Source organism: Chitinophaga sp. CCNWYY40 (assembly GCF_037483205.1).
Taxonomy (GTDB): domain Bacteria; phylum Bacteroidota; class Bacteroidia; order Chitinophagales; family Chitinophagaceae; genus Chitinophaga; species Chitinophaga ginsengisegetis.
On record NZ_JBBHLF010000003.1, the window covers coordinates 810987 to 828879 of the forward strand.

Genomic DNA, 17893 nt, shown 5'->3' on the forward strand with positions numbered 1-17893 from the left:
ACCATATAAGTTGGGAATAGCGCTATAATTAAGTCATGGTTATTTCCTGATACCTAACTTCTCGATGAGGGCACGGTAGCCTGTGAGGTTGGTTTTAGATAAATAGGAAAGCAAACGCTTTCTCTGGCCAACCATCTTCATCAAACCACGGTGGGTAGAAAAATCTTTTTTGTTTTGTTTCAGGTGACCGGAAATGCTGTTGATACGCTCAGTCAGCAGTGCGATTTGTGCTTCCACAGAGCCTGTATTTTTTTCGCTTCCACCAAATTCCTTAAAAATATTGGCTTTCTTTTCAACAGTTAAGTAAGACATCTTTAAAAATAATAAGTAATAATAATGTTTTTTGTCGCTATTTTTCCGGTGCAAAGGTAATTTAAAAAATAGGAATTACCAATTAACCGGAAATTAATAATAAATGAGGGATAATGTACATCTGTAAGATTTTCTTTCTCAACAACTCCTAAGAAGAGAAATTCACAGCTGCATTATCCGTTACATGCCCGTTTTCTGTACGCAGTACTCTCGACGGGAATTTCTGTAATACAATGTAATCGTGTGTGGCCATCACTATGGCGGTTCCTTCGCGGCAGATACGGAATAACAGCTGCATAATACCATCGGAAGTTTCCGGATCCAGGTTACCCGTAGGCTCATCCGCCAGGATCAGTTTTGGCGAATTCAGCATAGCACGGGCAATATCCACACGCTGCTGCTCTCCTCCCGATAACTCATACGGCATCTTAAAGCCTTTGGTACCCAACCCCACTTTTTCCAGTACATCCGTGATCTTATTCTCCATTTCCTTTGGATCCTGCCAACCGGTAGCCCGGAGCGCAAATTTCAGGTTATCATGCACATTGCGGTCGGTTAATAACTGAAAATCCTGGAATACCACACCCAGATTCCGGCGAAGATACGGCACTTTTTTCCAATCCATCTTCTTGAGATCAAAACCAACCACCTGTCCTGTGCCATCATTTAAAGGTAAATCGCCATACAATGTCTTTAACAAACTGGATTTCCCGGTACCGGTTTTACCAATGAGATATACAAATTCACCCTTATTCACCGTGATGTTCACATCAGATAATATCAATGAATGGCCCTGGTATATACTGGCGTTTGTTAATTGTATGATAGGTTGTTCAGGCGTCATGTCCTTTCTGTTTTTTACGGTCTGTGCGGACAAAAATAACTAATTAAAAAATAACTCGTTGTGATAATATGTCAAATATCCATCTCTTTAAAACTAAAAAAATAGTTGTCGAACTAAACAATTAGTTTTAACTTGGTTTTATAAACGAGATATATGAAACAACTCACCAAAGCAGAAGAACAGATCATGCAGGCACTCTGGGAAACAGGACCCGCCTTCGTGAAAGATATAATAGAAGTAATGCCGGAACCAAAACCACATTACAATACCGTATCTACCCTCGTGAAAATCCTGATTGAAAAAGGATTTGTTGACTTCAAAGCCTATGGTAAATCACACCAGTATTTTGCCCTTGTTACCAAAGACGCTTACAGCCACAAAACGGTCAACAATATTGTAAAAGGCTATTTCGACGGCTCCTTCAGCAACATGGTTTCTTTTTTTGTGAAAGAGAAAGAACTGAGTATCGCTGAACTGGAGAAACTGGTACAAAAAATTAAAGCAGCCCAAAAACCTTAACCATGACAGTTCTGCTCACCTATCTCTCTAAAGTGATCATCTGTTCTGCCGTTTTATACGGCTACTATTATATTGCCCTGCGTAATAACCGCTTCCATCAATGGAACCGGTACTACCTGGTACTCATCACCCTGATTTCCCTGCTCACACCACTCCTGAAGATTCCACTGCCGGGTCAGGCAACCGAATCCTCCGCAGTATTATCTTATACCGCGCGTATTGTTAATATCCGCGAAACCGTGATATCAGCCAGCCCCGGGATCAGTTCCGGTACAGTGCTTAACACATTGTACATCGCGGTGATAGGTTTACTGCTGACAAGAACGGTGATCAGTCTTTTCCGGATCAAAAACCTGATCCGCCGCAGCCAGGTACAGGAAATTCCTCCTTACCGGTTTGTAAAAAACAAGGATATCAAAGCGCCCTTCTCTTTCTTCAGCTATATTTTCTGGGATCATCAAACTTCGCTGAATTCGCCCGAAGGGCAGCAGATCTTCAAACATGAACTGGTACACCTGCAGGAGAAACACAGCACAGATAAACTGTTCATGGAACTGGTAACGGCCGTGTGCTGGATCAATCCCTTCTTTCACCTGATAAAAAGGGAACTGGCGCTGGTGCATGAATTCCTGGCCGATAAAAAAGCAGCCGGGGAAGAAATAGCAGGCTACGCCCAAACCATCCTCCAGATGGCCTTTCAAAGTAAACAATTCAGTATTACGAACGACTTTTTCCATCCGCCAATAAAAAGAAGAATTCTTATGCTGACACAATTCCACACCCCCAGGTTCAGTTACCTGCGACGCATCATGGTGCTGCCACTGGCTGCATTCATTTTCTGCTCTCTTGCATTTGTGGCCGATAAGCGTCCGTCCGCCATTCCGGCGCTTGCCGCCACTAACACCGTTGTACCCACCCCCTCAGCGGTACCCTCCGCCGCCCTTGCAATGGATACTACACCTGTGAAGAAGGTGAACAAAACGAAAGACAACGTTTACACTTTTGTAGAGCAGCCCCCTTCTTTCCCGGGTGGTGAGGAAGCGCTGGCAAAATATCTTTCCAGGAACATCCGGTATCCAAAAACTGCACAGGAAAAAAATATATCCGGTACCGTGTTCGTAAGTTATGTGGTAAACGAAGAAGGTAATATCACGGATGTTCGCCTCCTGGGAAAAAATCCGGGCTTTGGTCTTGCTGAAGAAGCCATGCGCGTAGTAAAGGAAATGCCGCAGTGGGTACCTGGAAAACACCAGGGGAAAACGGTATCTGTACAGTTTAACCTGCCCATCCGCTTCATGCTGGATACCGGGAAACAGGCGCCCAAACCCGGTGGTCAAACCGTGAACTTCCCGCCACCGAACAATGATAATAATGAAGTATTCACCTTCGTTGAACATCCACCGAAATTTCCAGGCGGTGAGAACGCGCTCGGACTATATCTCAATAAAAACATCCGTTACCCGGCAGAGGCACAGAAAGCCAAAATAAGCGGTACCGCTTTTGTGCAATTTGTTGTGGATGCAGATGGCAGCATCCGTGATGTGAAAACAATAGGTGCAAAGAAAGGCTATGGCCTTGAAGATGAAGCGATAAGAGTAGTTAAGGCCATGCCGAAATGGGAGCCAGGCGTGCAAAACGAACACCAGGTAGCTGTGCAGTTTAATCTTCCTATCAGGTTTAGTTTACAAAACTAACACAACTATAAACAATCAATGAAGAAAGGCCACCGGTTAAACCGGTGGCCTTTCTTATTAAAATACGGTTATTACTTCTCCGATACGTCTTGGATACTTCTTGGATACTTAGGACTCGTGTATGTGTCGTATTCCCTATACAGTTCCTATACAGTCCCTATACACTCCCTATACTGTTCCTATACTGTTCCCATACACTCACCATACACTCACAATACACTCACAATACACTCCCCATACACTATGAATAAAAAATCCTGCCCACTTTGCCGGTGAACAGGATACTTTTTTAACACTATTTTCCTAATATACAAAAGTACCGGCCGGCGCTTTCACCGTCACTTTCTTCTCTTCAGCGGCCTCTACCCTGCCTATAATCTGTGCATCGATATTAAAGCTTTTGGAAATGCTGATAATGTCGGCGGCTATTGCTTCCGGTACATACAGTTCCATCCTGTGGCCCATGTTAAATACCTGGTACATTTCCTTCCAGGGGGTACCGGATTGTTCCTGGATAAGACTGAACAACGGAGGTACCGGGAACAGGTTATCCTTGATCACATGCAGTTTCTCGATAAAATGCAGCACTTTGGTTTGAGCGCCGCCACTGCAATGCACCATCCCATGAATCTGCGGACGGAATTGCTCCAGCACTTTCTTGATCACCGGTGCATAGGTGCGGGTGGGCGACAATACCAGCTTGCCTGCATCCACGGCGCCAAAGCCCGGAATATCTATTTTATCTGTCAGCGATTTTTTACCGCTGAATACCAGTTCATAAGGAATATTGGGATCAAAGCTTTCGGGGTATTTCTCCGCAATAGCTTTGCTGAATACATCATGACGGGCACTGGTAAGACCATTGCTACCCATACCGCCGTTGTATTCTGTTTCGTAAGTGGCCTGACCGTACGATGCCAGTCCCACTACCACATCTCCCGCCTGGATACGATCGTTGGAGATCACATCTTCGCGTTTCATGCGGCAGGTAACAGTGGAATCCACGATGATGGTACGTACCAGGTCGCCCACATCGGCGGTTTCCCCACCGGTGGAATAAATACTGATACCGTGGTTCCGCAGTTCTGCCAGGATTTCTTCCGTGCCATTGATGATGGCGGCAATTACTTCACCCGGCAGCAATTGTTTGTTGCGGCCAATGGTGGAAGAAAGGAGGATATTATCTGTAGCGCCCACACAAAGCAGGTCGTCCATGTTCATGATAATTGCATCCTGGGCTATGCCTTTCCAAACGCCCAGATCACCGGTTTCTTTCCAATAAATATAAGCCAGGGAAGATTTGGTGCCGGCGCCATCTGCGTGCATGATATTGCAATAGGCTTCATCGCCCCCTAAAATATCGGGTACAATTTTGCAGAATGCCTTGGGGAAAAGACCCTTATCAATGTTTTTAATGGCATTATGCACATCTTCCTTACCTGCTGAAACACCACGTTTGGCGTAAATATTATTATCCACCGGGAAATAAATAAATATGTAAATAAAAAATAAACTAAATAAAGATGCTCTTCAGGCTGCAAAAGTAACAGATTCCATGCAGAATGCCCGCCGAATGTGTTAGATTTGCACGGCGATTTTGATAGTTATTGATTTATATGCAGGTTCACAGGGACTTAGACCATTTACCGGAATTCCGTAATGCTATTATCACGATAGGCACTTTCGACGGAGTACATGCAGGCCACCGCTTCATTATTGAACAATTGGAGCAGGCTGCCGATACCTGCGGTGGAGAAACCGTGATCATTACCTTTGATCCGCATCCGCGGGAAGTATTACAACCCAAACCTAATAACATCCGGCTGCTGACTACCCTGCCTGAAAAAATTGCCTTGCTGGAACGTGCCGGTATCGATCACCTGGTAGTAGTACCTTTTACCAAAGAATTTTCTGAGATGCCCGCCCGCAGTTACCTGGAAGACTTCCTGGTAGCGCGCTTCAAGCCGCATACCATTATCATAGGTTACGACCACCGGTTTGGCCATAACCGGGAAGGCGGACTGGAACTGCTGGAAGCAGAACAGCAGCAGTATGGTTTTACCCTGATAGAAATTCCGCAACAGGTAGTGCATGATCTTACGGTGAGTTCTACCAAAATCCGCAAAAGCCTGCAGGAAGGCGGTATCCGGCTCGCCAATGAATTACTGGACTACACTTATTTCTTAACCGGCACTGTGGTGCATGGGGATAAAATGGGCCGGCAGCTGGGTTATTCAACCGCCAATCTGCACCTGACAGATGAAAGAAAGCTGATTCCCGCTGAAGGGATTTATGCCGTAAATGCGCAACTCAGCGGCCGCAGTGAATTATTACCCGCCGTTATGAGCATCGGCTTCCGCCCTACTTTCAATGGCACTGATCTGCGCCTGGAAGTACACATCTTTGATTTTAAGGAAGATATTTACGGACAGGAATTGACCGTTCACTTTGTAGAATACATCCGGTCCAACCTGAAATTTGACAATATAGATGCCCTGATAGTGCAGATGGATAAGGATTCTGCACAAGCGAAGGAGATCCTGGCGAAGATTTAGAATTCTTCTCCCAGGAGTTCAGTCTTTTCTTCTTTCTTTTTAGGAGGTTTCATTAAACGGACCCCACGCCAGAGGAAAAAAGCAGAAGCGATCACATAAAAGCACATCACCAATGCGGTGTTGGTGCTCATTCTAAAATCCACACCGATGCTTCCCTTATGAATAGTAATAATATTCATCAGCACAATCAGCGCGCAGAAACTACTTAAGCAGAAACACAGCAAGCCAAACAGCAACCTGAATATCTTTTTTACCCCAATAGCCATAGAAATAATTAATTCATCACCTTATACATCAGTTCTTTCATCAGTTCCCCGTCTTCCACACCACTATCGTTAATGCCTATACTCCGCAGGTTATATTGATGTAACAGCAAGATAGCTTTTTCGGTTCCTTCGGGTCCGTACTGACGGGCAGCGTTCATATAGTCCTTTACAAAAAAAGGATGTACACCCAGCGCAGTGGCTACTTCCTTCTCTCCTCCTTTTACGCTGAAAATGAGGTTTACTTTTGCGAAGAAATTATACAATGCGGGCAGTGTCATCTGGATAGGTGCTGCTTTGGGATTGGCGGCAAAGTAAGAGATGATGCGGAATACTTTGGCCGTATTTTTCTGTCCCAGGGCGTTTTGCAATTCAAATACATTGTATTCTTTGCTGATGCCCACATACTTTTCAATATCCCCTTCATCAATCTTTTTCTGGGCCGGAAGGTTTACCAGCAGCTTATCTATTTCATTGGAGATACGCGACAGGTCATTACCGATATGGTCTACCAGGAGGATAGCCGCTTTTTGTGAGATGGCCAGTCCGCGGCTGCTCACATAGCTTTCCACCCAGGTGGGGAGCTGGTTATCATATAATTTTTTGGTAGACAGGAGTACGCCTTTTTCCTTTATGAGCTTGGCCATTTTACTCCTGCCATCTATTTTGCCCTGTTTATGCGCCACTACAAACACGGTGGAGGTAAGCGGGTTATCGATATAGGTTTCCAGTTTCAGGAGGTCGCGCATGGCCTGGGCTTCTTTGAGGAGTACCACCTGTCTTTCCGCAAACATCGGGTACCTGCGGCAGGCGTTGATCACCTGGCTCCAGTCGGTATCTTTTCCGTAAAGGACGGTGAGGTTGAAGCCTCTTTCTGATTCAGGCAGCAGTTCATGTTCTGCATAGCTGGTAACCTGGTCAATAAAAAAGTCTTCATCTCCTTCCAGCCAGTATAATGATTTGAATTTCTGTTGCTTCCAATCCCTGATGATATCCTGGTACTCCATTACTAGAATGCTTTTCGTCTTTTTAAGACTATTTTTTTACGATGATAATATCTTCCTGTGTCAATGCCGGTAAACGTTTGAATTTCAGCAGCAGCTGTGCTACCGCCAGTACATCCTTCTGGCAATAGGCGGCAATACGTTCCAGGTCTCTTTCCTCCCAGTATACCTTGCCTACCATGCTGCCATCTATATCGTCTTTGGGCGTATCAATACCCATTACAGCGGTCAGGAGTTTCAGGGAAATATAATGTTTAAAGTCCCCGAAGCGCCACAGTTGCAGGGTATCGAGCATGGGAATTTCCCAGGGTTTAAATCCGTGCAGCTGTAAAGGCTGTGGCAAAGATAACTGATGGATAACAGACCTCCTGCAAATAAAAGGAATATCAAATTCTTTGATGTTATGCCCGGCAAACTGGAACCGGGGGTATTTCGCATAGAATTTATTGATTAATTCTAAAAATCCTGACAGCACAACTGCTTCATCATCATCATAAAACGATTTCAGCCTTAGCTGGTACCTGTTATTTTCGAGACTGAAGAAGCCTACCGAAATACACACAATTTTCCCAAATTCAGCGTAGATGCCAGCCCTGTCAGCGTATGCTGAATCTTCATTTCCCGAAACTGGCGCAGTTTTTGTAATTTTCTCCCGCCAGAGCTGTTGCATGTCTTCAGATAAGTGCTCTATAGCTGGAGCCGCCGGTGTTGTTTCTATGTCCAACAGTAATAATTGATCTAATGCAATATTTGGAAGCACGATTGAAAAACAGTTTTATAGCTATTTATAAAATATGAATATTATAAGTACTTTTGAATAACAATTTTTAACCATATAACAATAAACATAAAACTCACAACTATGACGGAGAACACTTTTAATTCACCTGCACCGGGATCACCCGGACCAGAAAAACCACGTAGCCGGAACGGTCTAATTTACGGTATTTTAATTGCAGCATTAGCGGGTACCTGGATATATATGTTGTACGATAAAAATAAATCCAATGAGCAAATCGTTCAAAAAAGTACCCAGATAGATTCGATTTCTTCTTCCCGTGATGCACTGCAGCAGGAATACAATGCAGCCAATGCCCGCCTGGATGATCTGGTTTCGCAGAACACCCGGATGGACAGCCTGGTTAAAACAAAAGATAAAGAAATACAGGATATGAAAGCCAGGATCTCCAGCATCCTGACCAATAAAAATGCTACGCAGGCACAGCTGGCGGAAGCCCGTCGCCTGATTGAGCAGCTGAAATCCAATATTGAAGGTTACTCAGAAACTATTGAACGCCTTGAAGGTGAAAAAATAGTGCTGGCAGGTGAAAGAGATTATGCACGTAAAGAGCGCGACTCTGTGTCTACTGTGAAGGATAGTCTTAACAAGAAAGTAGACCTGGGTTCCGTACTGCACGCATCCAACATTAAACTGTTACCGATCCGTGTAAAGAACAACGGTAAAGAAGTGGAAACCAGCAAAGCAAAACGCGCAGATATGATGCGGGTTACCTTTGACCTGGACGACAACCGCATTGCGCCAACCGGTGACAAAGAAATTTTTGTAGCCATCACTGCTCCCGATGGAGCTCCTCTGGCTGTAGAAGCGCTGGGTTCCGGACGTTTCACACTGGAAGATGGTACCGAGAAATTATATACTGCTAAGAAAACAGTTGCTTACACTACTGGTCAGAAACAAACAGTAAGTATGGACTGGAAACAGAACTCCGATTTCAAAGTAGGCGATTATGCTGTTGAAATCTATCACAATGGTTTCAAAATCGGACAAGGTAAAGTAACATTGAAAAAAGGCGGCTTGTTTTAGTAGCAATCAGCTTTACTGATAAAGGCAATGGCCGGAGTGAAAGTATGTTCTTTCGCTCCGGCCATTCGCATTTATAGCGGTTTTATAGCGGGTTCATGGTGTTTTTTTCGCTTATCTGATTTGTTAATGATTAGTTATTGCCAAAAAGATATATATAAAAATAAAATTAAATTAACGTTCTTTGCTTCACAATTAAAGATAGCCGGAGGCCACTGCACTCCCTTGACCAATGCTTAAGAAGAGAATGTGACAGGCATATAATGCCGGTTTAGCCCGTGTTTACAATTAAGGAGATTGATTTCAGCAGCTTGTTATCCCTGAAGTCAACGCCCTTTATTTGACAGAAAACGGTCCCTGATAATTCGCTTCTTGACATCGTCTCTTGTGCACCTTTTGTTATTATCGGATAAGATAAGAAGCCCAATTAAAACTGAAGCATGGAAGACATGAATAAAATAGTGTACGTTGTAGATGACGATGAAATATTTCATTTCATCATCAAAAAAATGTTGGGGCACCAAAGCGATCACCTGGTAGTTACCTCTTTTCTCTGTGCAGAAGAGGCCCTGGAGCAGCTTTCCAGTACCCCTCAGCCTACCTTACCCTCTCTTATCATTCTTGATATGAATATGCAGCGAATGAATGGCTGGGATTTTATTGAGGCATACAGAGGATTGAAAACTTCTCTTAAAAGTACCATCCCGATTATTATGTGCTCCTCCTCTGTGGATGTACGAGATATGCAAAAAGTGCAGCATACGCCGGAACTGATGGCGTACATTACAAAACCGCTCGATAAGAATAAACTGAAAGTAATAGAGGAGTATCTGTAAGATATAAAAACACCATTAAAAAAGAAGCGAATGATCGGTTGATCATTCGCTTCAATTATTTTCAGCTATTTATCTTTTACGCTAAAACCGCGCTGCCGTACATTTCTTCACGCAGTGCTTTCACACGTTCATCGGCCAGGTACTCATCAAAGGTCATCAATCTGTCGATGATGCCTTTAGGCGTCAGTTCAATAATACGGTTTGCTACTGATTGCATGAAGGTATGGTCATGGGTAGTGAACAACACCACGCCTTTGTAGTTGATCATACTTTCGTTGAAAGACTGGATAGATTCCAGATCCAGGTGGTTGGTAGGCTCATCAAGTATCAGCACATTCGGATCCTGCAGCATCATGCGGCTGGTCATGCAACGTACTTTTTCACCACCACTCAGCACGGAAGTTTTCTTCATGATCTCATCTCCGCCAAATAACATTTTACCGAGGAAGCCACGCAGGAACGGCTCATCCACATCAGTTACATGTGGTGGTACGTATTGACGCAGCCAATCCATCAGGTTCAGGTCTTTATTGGTAAAGAAGGCAGCGTTGTCGTTTGGCAGGTAGGCACTGGTAACAGTGGTACCCCATTCAAACTTGCCGCTGTCGGCCTTTGCTTCATTGTTGATTACTTCAAAGAAGGTAGTGAGTGCCAGGTGATCTTTAGACAGGAACGCGATCTTATCTCCCTTGTTAACGGAGAAAGTAACATCTGTAAAGAGTTTGCGGCCATCCACCAGTTTTTCCAGTTTCTCTACGTTCAGGATCTGGTTACCTACTTCGCGCTGTTGCTTGAAGATGATACCCGGATACTTACGGTTAGAAGGCTGGATATCTTCCACCACCAGTTTTTCGAGGGCTTTCTTACGGGAAGTAGCCTGTTTACTTTTGGAGGCGTTGGCACTAAAGCGGGCGATAAAGTCCATGAGGTCTTTACGCTTATCTTCCATTTTCTTGTTCTTATCTGCAATCTGGCGGGCCATCAACTGAGATGATTCGTACCAGAAGGTGTAGTTACCGCTGAAGATCTGGATCTTCGCGCGGTCCACATCTGCCACATGCGTACATACGGCATCGAGGAAGTGACGGTCATGGGATACAACGATCACGATATTTTCGTAGTCGGCCAGGAAGTTTTCCAGCCAGCCAATGGTTTCCACATCAAGGTCGTTCGTAGGCTCATCCAGCAGCAGGATATCAGGATTACCGAACAGCGCCTGTGCAAGCAGTACCCGCACTTTAAGGCTACCGGCAATGTCTTTCATGAGCGTGCCGTGCATTTCTTCCTTCACACCCAGATCGCTCAGCAGTACGCCCGCATCGCTTTCTGCGGTATAACCGCCCATTTCGCCATACTCAGCTTCCAGTTCGCCCGCGCGCATACCGTCTTCTTCGGTAAAGTCTTCTTTGGCGTAAATAGTGTCCCTTTCGTGCGCTATTTCCCAAAGTTTCTTATTACCCATCAATACGGCATTCAGTACGGTAACCTCGTCAAACCCAAAGTGGTTCTGTGTGAGCACGCTCATGCGCTCACCGGGGGTGATTTCCACAGTACCTTTATTCGGTTCTATTTCACCGGACAATATCTTCAGAAAAGTAGACTTACCTGCTCCATTGGCCCCAATCACACCATAACAGTTCCCTTTTGTGAAATTGAGGTTTACTTCGTCAAACAATACTCTCTTACCAAAAGAGAGCGTTACGTTTTTAACACTGATCATGCTGGCTATGTAAATTTTGAAGCTGCAAAGGTACTGATTTAATGCGGGGTTTCCAAGAAGACATCCTACCAGACATATCGATAAAAAAACAATGATAATCATCTTTGTAACAGCATTTTATACATTCAATATGCCAGCAGTGAGCAAAAGCAGTCATTCCTCTCCAGCTGTTAACCCATTCATCATGAAAGGGTTGTCTCGCATATGCTTTCTATACGTATCTTTAGCGCATAAAAATGGAACCGCATGACAGCATATAAAGAGATATTTGAGAACAACAAACGTTGGGTAGCTTCCAAAATGGCCACGGACACGGAGTTTTTCGAGAAGATGGCCGATTCCCAGAAACCAGCCTATCTGTATATTGGCTGCAGCGACAGCCGCGTTCCCACCAATGAAATCATGGGACTCGAAGCAGGTGAAGTTTTTGTACATCGCAATATTGCCAACCTTGTTCCCAACACCGACCTCAACGTAATGGGCGTGATCAACTACGCGGTGGTACATCTCGAAGTAAAACATATCATTGTATGCGGTCACTACAACTGCGGCGGCGTAAAGGCCGCCATGCAGGCGAAAGACCTCGGTATCCTCAACCCCTGGCTGCGCAACATCCGCGATGTTTACCGCCTCCATATGGACGAACTCAACGCTATAACGGATGAGCATACACGCTACAACCGCCTTGTTGAACTGAATACACAGGAACAATGCATCAACGTGATCAAAACCGCAGCGGTGCAGAAATCATTCGTGGAAAAAGGATTCCCTACCGTACACGGCTGGGTGTATGATCTGAAAAACGGCATGCTGAAAGACCTGGAAATAGACTTTGAAGGCGTACTGCACGAAATTCAGAAGATTTATGACTTAACAGGTTCCGGCCTGATGCAAAAAGACAACGACTAATCATGGGTCCGATAGGCATATTCGACTCCGGCTACGGCGGCTTAACCGTACTCAAAGAAATAGTAGCGGAACTCCCGCAATACGATTACATCTACCTGGGCGATAACGCCCGCGCACCTTATGGCAACCGTGGCTTTGATACCATCCATGCCTATACGCTGGAATGTGTGCAGAAACTGTTTGCAATGGGTTGCCCGCTGGTAATACTTGCCTGTAACACCGCTTCGGCCAAAGCGCTGCGTACCATCCAGCAAAAAGATCTGCCCAATATAGCCCCTGATAACCGGGTGCTGGGCGTGATCCGTCCTACTTCTGAAATGGTGGGCACCATCACACAAACCGGTGAAGTAGGCATACTGGCCACCAACGGCACCGTATCGTCCGAATCTTACCCGCTGGAAATCCAAAAGTTTTTCCCGCACGTAAAAACACATCAGCTGGCCTGCCCTATGTGGGTACCGCTGATTGAAAATAATGAACACGAAAACGAAGGTGCAGACTACTTTGTAAAAGAGTACCTGGATAAAATATTGCTGCCCTCACCCGGCATCGATACCCTGGTACTTGGCTGCACCCATTATCCCCTGCTGATGAAAAAGATTAAACAGTTTTTACCAGGCGGTATCACTGTTTTGTCGCAGGGGAAAATTGTGGCACACAGCCTGAAAGATTATCTGAAACGCCATCCTGAAATGGAAAGCAGGTTAAGTAAGCAACAGCAACGTACTTTTTATACAACCGATGACCCGGCCATTTTTGATAAAATGGCGGAGATCTTTTACGGTAAAACAGTAACATCTGCAAAGATGCTCACCAAATAAATAAAGCCTGCCGGCAAATGATACCGGCAGGCTTTACATTTTTATTTCTCTTCTTTATTTTCCCTCGAGCTTTAACAGGAACGAATACTCCAGCGCCACTTCCTCCAGTGCTTTAAATCTTCCGGAAGCGCCACCGTGGCCGGCTTCCATATTGGTATGCAACAGCAGTAAATGATGATCTGTTTTCATTTCCCTTAGCTTCGCCACCCACTTGGCCGGTTCCCAGTACTGTACCTGTGAATCGTGCAGCCCGGTGGTGACCAGCATATTCGGATATGCCTTCTGCTCCACATTATCATAAGGAGAATAGGACTTCATGTAATCGTAAGAATCTTTATTTTTTGGATTGCCCCACTCATCAAACTCACCGGTGGTGAGCGGAATACTTTCATCGAGCATGGTGGTAACCACATCTACAAAAGGCACCTGTGCTACAATGCCATTGAACAACGTAGGCTCCATATTGGCTACAGCACCCATCAGCAGACCGCCTGCACTGCCGCCCATCGCATAAAGATGTGCGGAGTCGGTGTAATGCTGCTGTACCAGGAATTTGGCGCAGGCGATGAAATCGGTGAAGGTGTTTTTCTTTTTAAACATCTTGCCGTCTTCATACCACTGCCGCCCCATTTCCTGGCCGCCACGGATATGTGCAATAGCAAAAGCAAAACCACGATCCAGTAAACTTAACCGCGTAGAGCTGAAAGTAGCATCCATGCTGTTGCCATAAGAACCGTATCCATACAGTAATAACGGGCCCTTGCCATTTTTCTCAAACGTTTTCTTATACACAATCGACACCGGAATTTTGGTGCCGTCTGTGGCAGTAGCAAATAATCTGTCTGTGGTGTAATCTTTCGGATCATAACCGCCCAGTACTTCCTGCTGGCGTTTCAGTTCACTGGCGCCTGTTTCCATGTTGTAATCATACACAGAGTTGGGCGTGATCATGGAAGTATAGTTATACCGCAGTTCTTTGCTGTCCATTTCCGGGTTACTGCTAACGGAAGCAGTGTATGCGGTTTCTGAAAAGGGCAGGTATTTTTCTGTATGGGTTTTGTCGTTGATGATCCGGATATGCGTTAAACCGCCTTTTCTTTCTTCCAGTACCGTATACTCTTTAAACAGCTCCACTCCTTCCAGCAATACATCGCTGCGGTTGGGGATCAGCTCTTTCCAGTTTTGCCGGGAAGTTTTATCCAGCGCGGTTTCCATCAGGCGGAAGTTGAGTGCATTCCAGTTGGTGGTAATGTAGAATTTATCATCACGATGATCCACGTAGTACAGCATCTCTTTTTCACGCGGGTGGAAAATGCGGAATTCTTCATTGGGTTTGGCCGCATCCAGGATCCTGCTTTCAGACGACAACGTGCTTTCGCTGTTGATAATAATATACTTACCGGATTTTGTTTTGGATACCTCTACATTAAACGTTTCATCGGCTTCATGATACACTTCCTTATCGGTTGCAACGCCCAGTGAGTGCCGCATGATACGATCAGCCCGGAGGGTAACGGTATCTTTGCGGGAATAGAACAGGGTTTTATTATCACTGGCCCAGGTGCTGCCGGCGGTGGTTTCATGGATTTCGTCTTTCAGCAGTTCGTTTGTTTCCAGGTTTTTGATCCGGATGATATAACGTCTGCGGCTTACCGTATCTATTCCGTAGGCGAGTAATTTCGCATCGGGACTTACACTCAATCCGGCTACCTGGCAATAGGCGTGGCCTGCAGCCAGTTCGTTTACGTTCAGGATCACCTCTTCCGGCGCTTCCAGGCTGCCTTTCTTACGGCAATGCACGGGGTACTCTTTCCCTTCTTCATAACGGGTATAGTAATAATAACCGTTTTTAAGATAGGGCACACTCATATCTGTTTCCTTGATCCGGGATTTCATCTCGGTGAAGAGTTTTTCGCGGAGCTTTTTTTCGGGCGACAGGATCGTGTCGAGGTAAGTGTTTTCTGCGTTCAGCCAGGCCAGTACTTTCGGATCTTCCCGGTTGTTCATCCAGTAATAATTATCGATCCGTTTGTCGCCGTGGATGCTGAGTTCTTTAGCTATCTTTTCCGCTACAGGAGGTTTTATATCGGCCTGGTCATTCATAGTATTTTTCTTTTGATTACAAGACAAAAGCACCGTTCCCAAAAGCAACCAACAATTACCCTGGAAGTTTTTAAACATAGGAGATAGATTTAAATAGTAAGGTTTTAACTCAAAAGCATTACAAATTACGAATTCTCCTTACACTATTTTCATATTCACCGGGTCCCAGTTGATCAGTTTTTTGCTGAAGTAGCTTTCATTTGTTACCAGAGCTGGTCCTGCGGCGCGGAGACCAAATACGGCATCTTCCACCACCGACTTACCGGAGCGCATGGATTCAAAGAAGTTGGTGAAGTGGTCCAGGCGGTCGTCGTATCCTTTGGGAGAAGCAAAAGCGCTGGAGGTTTCCACTGTATTCCGTTTATCTGTAGGGTATTTGGCGTTATACTCCTGCACATACTGCGCTTGTTGTTGTTTGGTAAATGTGTTATAGGTATCCCAGCCACCATAGCCCGGCGCTTCCGGCAGTTTGTGTTTTTTGATTTTGAAATCATTCCAGCCCAGTTCCAGCACGCCATCGGTACCAATAAAACGGGTGTATTCGCCGCCACCGCTGCCATCAGCAAAGTTCACGCGGAGCGTCATCTGGAAGGCGGGATGTTCTTTTGTTTCGGGGTAGTCGAAGATGGCTACTACCACATCCGGCACATCGCGGCCATCTTTCCATTGTACCAGGTTGCCGCTGGCGTAAATGGAAGTGGGACCGAGCGACCCGGTAATGAAATGCAGTCCGGAGATGAGGTGTACAAACAGATCGCCGGGGATGCCGGTGCCATAGGCGCGGTAATTACGCCAGCGGAAGAAGCGTACCGGGTCGAAAGGCATTTTGGCTGTATCTTTCAGGAAGGTGTCAAAGTCTACGGTAGCGGGTGAAGCATCCGGCGGGATGGAGTATTGCCAGGCGCCGAGTGCGCTGTGGCGGTCCATCCGGGCCTCTACCACGTTCAGTTGTCCTATTTCGCCTGCCTGGTAACGTTTACGCGCTTCTGCGAGGGCCACGCTGCTAACGCGCTGGCTGCCCACCTGGAAAACGGCTTTGGTGCGTTGCTGTGCGGCAATTACTTTATGCCCTTCTTCTATCTGCTGTACCATCGGCTTTTCACAGTACACGGCTTTACCGGCTTCCATTGCGGCAATGGCAATGGTATCGTGCCAGTGGTCGGGTGTAGCTACTATGATGGCGTCTATATCTTTTCGTTTCAGTAGTTCGCGGTAGTCGCGGGTGGTGTATACCTGCGGGCCGAATACGTCTTTCACCTTTGTAAGGTGGCCGGTGTACAGATCAGCAGCGCCCACAAATTCCACTCCCGGCACTTTAATGGCGGTTTCCACATCCCCGAATCCCATGATGCCCATTCCTACACAGGCGATCCGGATTTTGTCGTTCGGAGCGATCCTTTTTTCAGGCTGTAATATTTCTACGTGTTCCTTTTCTTTTGCGAGGGCCGCCAGCTGGCCTATTCCGAGCAGTGCGGCGGTGCTGCCGATGTGTTTGATAAACTTTCTGCGTGATTGTTCTGACATATGTTCTCTGTTTTACATTGCGTGGAAAAAACACATGATAGTAAAAAAATTTAGAAAGATAAAGTTCGATGGATGAGCGGAGGGGCTTTTTGGAAAGCACGTAAAAAGAAAGGAGATAAGAATGGATATTCCATTCTCATCTCCTTAATATCATAAAAGAAAAAATCAATAAGACAAACTCCGCAGCTTATTTCTCGGAAGAAAATCCTGCTCCAATAAACTCCCGGTTGAGGCGGGCGATATTGGTGAGGGAAATTTCTTTCGGGCATTCAGCTTCGCAGGCGCCGGTATTGGTACAGCTACCAAAACCTTCCTTATCCATTTGCGCAACCATGTTGAGGGCGCGGGATTGTTTTTCGGGCTGGCCCTGTGGCAGCAATGCCAGCTGGGAAACTTTTGCAGATACGAACAGCATGGCAGAAGAGTTCTTACAAGCTGCTACGCAGGCGCCGCAACCGATACAGGCAGCAGCCGCAAAAGCCAGGTCAGCTTTGTTTTTATCTACCGGTAAACAGTTCGCATCCTGTGCGTTACCTGTATTTACGGAAATATAACCACCTGCTTCAATGATGCGGTCGAAAGCGGATCTGTCTACAGTCAGATCTTTAATCACCGGGAATGCGCCTGCTCTCCAGGGTTCTACCGTAATGGTATCGCCATCTTTGAAAGCGCGCATGTGCAGCTGGCAGGTAGTAGTCCCATCCCAAGGACCGTGTGCGCGGCCGTTGATATGCATAGAGCACATACCGCAGATACCTTCGCGGCAGTCGTGGTCAAATGCTATTGGTTCTTTGCCTTCATTGATCAGCTCTTCATTCACTACATCAAACATTTCCAGGAAAGACATTTCAGAAGAAATGTTTTTTGCCTGTAATGTTTCAAATCTACCCTGATCGTTTTTGTTTTTCTGCCTCCACACTTTTAATGTGAGGTTCATGTTATAATGTTCCATATACCTTGGACAATT

17 protein-coding genes are annotated in these 17893 nt (G+C 45.6%); 7 read left to right on the forward strand and 10 right to left on the reverse strand.

Going from position 1 to position 17893, the window contains the following annotated elements; genetic code table 11:
* Positions 1-39 precede the first annotated feature (39 nt).
* Together rpsO and V7S65_RS13740 are read right to left on the reverse strand one after the other, a co-directional pair.
* Entirely contained in the window at positions 40-312 is a 273-nt protein-coding gene (rpsO, locus tag V7S65_RS13735) for a 30S ribosomal protein S15 (protein ID WP_079470431.1), read from the reverse strand.
* A gap of 148 nt (positions 313-460) precedes the next feature.
* On the reverse strand, positions 461-1156 hold the full coding sequence (locus V7S65_RS13740; RefSeq protein WP_079470432.1) for a cell division ATP-binding protein FtsE: 696 nt from the start codon (positions 1154-1156) through the stop codon (positions 461-463).
* Between the two features lie 153 nt (positions 1157-1309).
* On the opposite strand from V7S65_RS13740, the gene V7S65_RS13745 reads away from it, so the two are divergent.
* On the forward strand, positions 1310-1675 hold the full coding sequence (locus V7S65_RS13745) for a BlaI/MecI/CopY family transcriptional regulator (protein ID WP_079470433.1): 366 nt from the start codon (positions 1310-1312) through the stop codon (positions 1673-1675).
* A 2-nt stretch (positions 1676-1677) separates the two neighbouring features.
* Positions 1678-3369, forward strand: a complete 1692-nt coding sequence (locus tag V7S65_RS13750; RefSeq protein WP_336386761.1) for a M56 family metallopeptidase — start codon at positions 1678-1680, stop codon at positions 3367-3369.
* Between the two features lie 303 nt (positions 3370-3672).
* Here the strand turns inward: V7S65_RS13750 and V7S65_RS13755 are convergent, their stop codons facing one another.
* Positions 3673-4848 carry an AIR synthase related protein gene (locus V7S65_RS13755; RefSeq protein WP_079470435.1) on the reverse strand — a complete coding sequence of 392 codons (1176 nt, stop codon included), beginning with the start codon at positions 4846-4848 and terminating at the stop codon, positions 3673-3675.
* Positions 4849-4985: 137 nt separating this feature from the next.
* Here V7S65_RS13755 and V7S65_RS13760 point away from each other — a divergent pair, with 137 nt between their 5' ends.
* The gene (locus V7S65_RS13760) at positions 4986-5924 is read left to right on the forward strand and encodes a bifunctional riboflavin kinase/FAD synthetase (RefSeq protein WP_336386760.1); all 939 of its coding nucleotides are present in this window, start codon (positions 4986-4988) and stop codon (positions 5922-5924) included.
* Here V7S65_RS13760 and V7S65_RS13765 read toward each other — a convergent pair.
* The 3 genes from V7S65_RS13765 to V7S65_RS13775 are packed head-to-tail and all read right to left on the reverse strand — an operon-like array spanning position 5921 to position 7915.
* Positions 5921-6190: a hypothetical protein gene (locus tag V7S65_RS13765; protein ID WP_079470437.1), complete on the reverse strand. Its 270-nt coding sequence runs from the start codon at positions 6188-6190 to the stop codon at positions 5921-5923. The genes V7S65_RS13760 and V7S65_RS13765 overlap by 4 nt on opposite strands.
* An 8-nt stretch (positions 6191-6198) precedes the next feature.
* Positions 6199-7194 (reverse strand): DNA polymerase III subunit delta, encoded by a 996-nt coding sequence (gene holA / locus V7S65_RS13770; RefSeq protein WP_111577714.1) that lies wholly within the window; start codon positions 7192-7194, stop codon positions 6199-6201.
* A gap of 28 nt (positions 7195-7222) precedes the next feature.
* The gene (locus V7S65_RS13775; protein ID WP_227024494.1) at positions 7223-7915 is read right to left on the reverse strand and encodes a ribonuclease H-like domain-containing protein; all 693 of its coding nucleotides are present in this window, start codon (positions 7913-7915) and stop codon (positions 7223-7225) included.
* Positions 7916-8053: 138 nt separating this feature from the next.
* Between V7S65_RS13775 and V7S65_RS13780 the strand changes: the two genes are divergently transcribed.
* Together V7S65_RS13780 and V7S65_RS13785 are read left to right on the forward strand one after the other, a co-directional pair.
* Positions 8054-9016 (forward strand): hypothetical protein, encoded by a 963-nt coding sequence (locus tag V7S65_RS13780; protein WP_336386759.1) that lies wholly within the window; start codon positions 8054-8056, stop codon positions 9014-9016.
* A gap of 437 nt (positions 9017-9453) precedes the next feature.
* Positions 9454-9849, forward strand: a complete 396-nt coding sequence (locus V7S65_RS13785; protein WP_079470441.1) for a response regulator — start codon at positions 9454-9456, stop codon at positions 9847-9849.
* A 76-nt stretch (positions 9850-9925) separates the two neighbouring features.
* On the opposite strand, the gene V7S65_RS13790 is transcribed toward V7S65_RS13785, so the two are convergent.
* Positions 9926-11569 (reverse strand): ABC-F family ATP-binding cassette domain-containing protein, encoded by a 1644-nt coding sequence (locus V7S65_RS13790; protein WP_079470442.1) that lies wholly within the window; start codon positions 11567-11569, stop codon positions 9926-9928.
* Positions 11570-11815: 246 nt separating this feature from the next.
* On the opposite strand from V7S65_RS13790, the gene V7S65_RS13795 reads away from it, so the two are divergent.
* Positions 11816-12478: a carbonic anhydrase gene (locus V7S65_RS13795; RefSeq protein ID WP_336386757.1), complete on the forward strand. Its 663-nt coding sequence runs from the start codon at positions 11816-11818 to the stop codon at positions 12476-12478.
* 2 nt (positions 12479-12480) lie between these two features.
* Positions 12481-13299 carry a glutamate racemase gene (gene murI / locus V7S65_RS13800; protein ID WP_079470444.1) on the forward strand — a complete coding sequence of 273 codons (819 nt, stop codon included), beginning with the start codon at positions 12481-12483 and terminating at the stop codon, positions 13297-13299.
* A 54-nt stretch (positions 13300-13353) separates the two neighbouring features.
* Here murI and V7S65_RS13805 read toward each other — a convergent pair whose 3' ends face one another.
* The 3 genes from V7S65_RS13805 to V7S65_RS13815 form a co-directional block, all read right to left on the reverse strand.
* The gene (locus V7S65_RS13805; RefSeq protein WP_336386756.1) at positions 13354-15402 is read right to left on the reverse strand and encodes a S9 family peptidase; all 2049 of its coding nucleotides are present in this window, start codon (positions 15400-15402) and stop codon (positions 13354-13356) included.
* Positions 15403-15540: 138 nt separating this feature from the next.
* Positions 15541-16926, reverse strand: a complete 1386-nt coding sequence (locus V7S65_RS13810; RefSeq protein ID WP_336386755.1) for a Gfo/Idh/MocA family protein — start codon at positions 16924-16926, stop codon at positions 15541-15543.
* Positions 16927-17113: 187 nt separating this feature from the next.
* Positions 17114-17878 carry a succinate dehydrogenase/fumarate reductase iron-sulfur subunit gene (locus V7S65_RS13815; RefSeq protein ID WP_079470447.1) on the reverse strand — a complete coding sequence of 255 codons (765 nt, stop codon included), beginning with the start codon at positions 17876-17878 and terminating at the stop codon, positions 17114-17116.
* Positions 17879-17893: the final 15 nt, after the last annotated feature.

Coding starts and splice junctions, on each gene's coding strand:
- rpsO (WP_079470431.1), bottom strand. CDS start 312: ATGTCTTACTTAACTGTTGAAAAGAAAGCCAATATTTTTAAGGAATTT.
- V7S65_RS13750 (WP_336386761.1), top strand. CDS start 1,678: ATGACAGTTCTGCTCACCTATCTCTCTAAAGTGATCATCTGTTCTGCC.
- V7S65_RS13745 (WP_079470433.1), top strand. CDS start 1,310: ATGAAACAACTCACCAAAGCAGAAGAACAGATCATGCAGGCACTCTGG.
- V7S65_RS13740 (WP_079470432.1), bottom strand. CDS start 1,156: ATGACGCCTGAACAACCTATCATACAATTAACAAACGCCAGTATATAC.
- holA (WP_111577714.1), bottom strand. CDS start 7,194: ATGGAGTACCAGGATATCATCAGGGATTGGAAGCAACAGAAATTCAAA.
- murI (WP_079470444.1), top strand. CDS start 12,481: ATGGGTCCGATAGGCATATTCGACTCCGGCTACGGCGGCTTAACCGTA.
- V7S65_RS13760 (WP_336386760.1), top strand. CDS start 4,986: ATGCAGGTTCACAGGGACTTAGACCATTTACCGGAATTCCGTAATGCT.
- V7S65_RS13785 (WP_079470441.1), top strand. CDS start 9,454: ATGGAAGACATGAATAAAATAGTGTACGTTGTAGATGACGATGAAATA.
- V7S65_RS13790 (WP_079470442.1), bottom strand. CDS start 11,569: ATGATCAGTGTTAAAAACGTAACGCTCTCTTTTGGTAAGAGAGTATTG.
- V7S65_RS13805 (WP_336386756.1), bottom strand. CDS start 15,402: ATGAATGACCAGGCCGATATAAAACCTCCTGTAGCGGAAAAGATAGCT.
- V7S65_RS13795 (WP_336386757.1), top strand. CDS start 11,816: ATGACAGCATATAAAGAGATATTTGAGAACAACAAACGTTGGGTAGCT.
- V7S65_RS13810 (WP_336386755.1), bottom strand. CDS start 16,926: ATGTCAGAACAATCACGCAGAAAGTTTATCAAACACATCGGCAGCACC.
- V7S65_RS13815 (WP_079470447.1), bottom strand. CDS start 17,878: ATGGAACATTATAACATGAACCTCACATTAAAAGTGTGGAGGCAGAAA.
- V7S65_RS13765 (WP_079470437.1), bottom strand. CDS start 6,190: ATGGCTATTGGGGTAAAAAAGATATTCAGGTTGCTGTTTGGCTTGCTG.
- V7S65_RS13780 (WP_336386759.1), top strand. CDS start 8,054: ATGACGGAGAACACTTTTAATTCACCTGCACCGGGATCACCCGGACCA.